The sequence below is a fragment of the Corynebacterium sp. HMSC068H04 genome, assembly GCF_001811255.1.
GTDB classification, from domain to species: Bacteria; Actinomycetota; Actinomycetes; order Mycobacteriales; family Mycobacteriaceae; genus Corynebacterium; species Corynebacterium hesseae.
This window is the reverse complement of sequence record NZ_KV803961.1, coordinates 1-2,217: the sequence shown is the minus strand read 5'-3', so window position 1 is coordinate 2,217 and position 2,217 is coordinate 1. Positions and strand designations below refer to the sequence as shown.

The window sequence follows — 2,217 nt, the reverse complement described above, 5'->3', positions numbered from 1 at the left end:
CACATTGGGGCCCACAACACCGCACACACAACCCCTACCAAGTATCACATGCACACGGTTTAGCCTCATCCACGTTCGTTCGCCACTACTAGCAGAATCATATTTTATTTTCTTCTCCTACGGGTACTGAGATGTTTCACTTCCCCGCGTAAACCCCCACAACAGCTATGAATTCACTGAAGGGTAACACCCCATAACAGGTGCCAGGTTTCCCCATTCGGACATCCTCGGATCAACGCTCTATTGACAACTCCCCGAGGCTTAACGCAGCCTTACACGTCCTTCATCGGCCCAGCATGCCAAGGCATCCACCATGCGCCCTAAATAACGAACACACAACCAACACAACAACCACCACAAAAGCAACAGTCATCATGCTGGTGTGAACACACAAAACACAAAAGAACAAAGAAATCACACAAACCATGACCCACCACCAACACAAAAGAAGATGGAAAGCACATGGTTAAATGCTCGCGTCCACTATACAGTTCTCACACAACACCCCACACAAGACAACAACCACACCAAAAAAGTAGTTATTGAAACTTACATGGGTTACAACCAGGGAACAATGCCCCAGACACCCAACAATGCACCAAGTACTCATCCATACGCGATTAACACGTGTGTGTTAGTTGAATCATCATTCTGGTTAAGATGTATCTCCACCCGATTATCAATAGGCGGCAGTAAAACAATCGTCTACATAAACCACCAAGCGAATGAGAATAAACACTCACACGCTATACAGCACCAACTGGTGCTCAAAATAAATGCTCCTTAGAAAGGAGGTGATCCACCCGCACCTTCCGGTACGGGTACCTTGTTACGACTTCGTCCCAATCGCCGATCCCACCTTCGACAGCTCCCTAACAAGTTTAGGCCACTGGCTTCGGGTGTTACCAACTTTCATGACGTGACGGGCGGTGTGTACAAGGCCCGGGAACGTATTCACCGCAGCGTTGCTGATCTGCGATTACTAGCGACTCCGACTTCATGGGGTCGAGTTGCAGACCCCAATCCGAACTAAGACCGGCTTTCAGCGATTCGCTCCACCTCACAGTGTCGCTGCGCGTTGTACCGACCATTGTAGCATGTGTGAAGCCCTGGACATAAGGGGCATGATGATTTGACGTCATCCCCACCTTCCTCCGAGTTAACCCCGGCAGTCTCTCATGAGTCCCCAACCAAATGCTGGCAACATAAGACAAGGGTTGCGCTCGTTGCGGGACTTAACCCAACATCTCACGACACGAGCTGACGACAACCATGCACCACCTGTACACCAACCACAAGGGACACTACATCTCTGCAGCAATCTGGTGTATGTCAAGCCCAGGTAAGGTTCTTCGCGTTGCATCGAATTAATCCACATGCTCCGCCGCTTGTGCGGGCCCCCGTCAATTCCTTTGAGTTTTAGCCTTGCGGCCGTACTCCCCAGGCGGGGCGCTTAATGCGTTAGCTACGGCACAGAAGACGTGGAAGCCCCCTACACCTAGCGCCCACCGTTTACGGCATGGACTACCAGGGTATCTAATCCTGTTTGCTACCCATGCTTTCGCTCCTCAGCGTCAGTAACTGCCCAGAGACCTGCCTTCGCCATCGGTGTTCCTCCTGATATCTGCGCATTTCACCGCTACACCAGGAATTCCAGTCTCCCCTACAGCACTCAAGTTATGCCCGTATCGCCTGCACGCCCGAAGTTAAGCCCCGGAATTTCACAGACGACGCGACAAACCACCTACGAGCTCTTTACGCCCAGTAATTCCGGACAACGCTCGCACCCTACGTATTACCGCGGCTGCTGGCACGTAGTTAGCCGGTGCTTCTTATACAGGTACCGTCACAAAAAGCTTCGTCCCTGTCGAAAGGAGTTTACAACCCGAAGGCCGTCATCCCCCACGCGGCGTCGCTGCATCAGGCTTCCGCCCATTGTGCAATATTCCCCACTGCTGCCTCCCGTAGGAGTCTGGGCCGTATCTCAGTCCCAATGTGGCCGTACACCCTCTCAGGCCGGCTACCCGTCGACGCCTTGGTAGGCCATTACCCCACCAACAAGCTGATAGGCCGCGAGCTCATCTTGCACCGAAAAAACTTTCCAACCACCACACTAAAGGCAGTTCATATCCGGTATTAGACCCAGTTTCCCAAGCTTATCCCAGAGTGCAAGGCAGATCACCCACGTGTTACTCACCCGTTCGCCACTCGAGTACC

The 2,217-nt window shown here is 52.3% G+C and carries 2 rRNA genes; both read right to left on the bottom strand.

The annotated features are described in order from the left end of the window. Nucleotides 1–335 (bottom strand): 23S ribosomal RNA (locus tag HMPREF2792_RS13095); the annotation flags it as partial. Nucleotides 336–787: 452 nt separating this feature from the next. Next, nucleotides 788–2,217 (bottom strand): 16S ribosomal RNA (locus HMPREF2792_RS00870); the annotation flags it as partial.